The 855-nt window shown below is 70.5% G+C and carries 1 protein-coding gene; it reads left to right on the top strand.

The window, feature by feature from the left end:
* Nucleotides 1-855, top strand: an 855-nt coding sequence (locus tag AWB67_RS38765) for a chloride channel protein (RefSeq protein ID WP_143746839.1), incomplete at both ends; no start/stop codon positions are given.

Here is an 855-nt window from a genome sequence, read left to right as displayed (position 1 = left end):
CGCAAGACGCTGCTCGTCGCCGGAGCGGCCGCGGGCATGACGGCCGTGTTCGGCACGCCTGTCGCCGCCGTGCTGCTGGCCGTCGAGTTGTTGCTCTTCGAATGGCGGCCGCGCAGCTTCCTGCCGGTCGCGCTCGCGTGCGCGGTCGCGGGGTTCGCGCGCGTCGCGTTCTTCGGGCAAGGGCCGCTCTTTCCGCTCGTAACGGCGCCGCCGGGCGCGTTGTCGCTCGTGTCGTGCGTGGTCGCGGGACTGCTCTCCGGTGCGCTGGCGTCCGGGTTGTCGGCGGCGCTCTACAAGACCGAGGACCTCTTCGGCAAGCTCCCCATCCACTGGATGTGGTGGCCCGCGATCGGCGGGATCGTGATCGGCATCGGCGGATTCATCGAGCCGCGCGCGCTTGGCGTCGGCTACGACGTGATCGGCGATTTACTGCACCAGCACGTCGCGTTGCAGGTTGCCGTCGCGATCCTCGCCGTGAAGGCGGTCATCTGGGTGGTCGCGCTCGGGTCGGGGACTTCGGGCGGCGTGCTCGCGCCGCTCCTGATGCTGGGCGCGGGACTCGGCACGCTGCTCGCGCCGGTCCTGCCCGGCGGAGAGCCCGCGCTGTGGCCGCTCGTCTGCATGGCTGCGACGCTCGGCGCCACGCTGGGCGCGCCGCTCACCGCGATCGTGTTCGCGTTCGGCCTCACGCACGACGTCAACGCGCTCTTGCCGCTGCTCGCGGCGACGCTCGTCGCGCACGGCTTCACGACCGTCGTCATGAAGCGCTCGATCATGACGGAGAAGATCGCGCGGCGCGGCTATCACATCTATCGCGAATATGGCGTCGATCCGCTGGAGCGGCATCACGTCGAC

Source organism: Caballeronia terrestris (assembly GCF_001544515.1).
Taxonomy (GTDB): domain Bacteria; phylum Pseudomonadota; class Gammaproteobacteria; order Burkholderiales; family Burkholderiaceae; genus Caballeronia; species Caballeronia terrestris.
The sequence above is the reverse complement of the archived record's forward strand: the minus strand, read 5'-3'. Positions and strand labels throughout refer to the sequence as shown.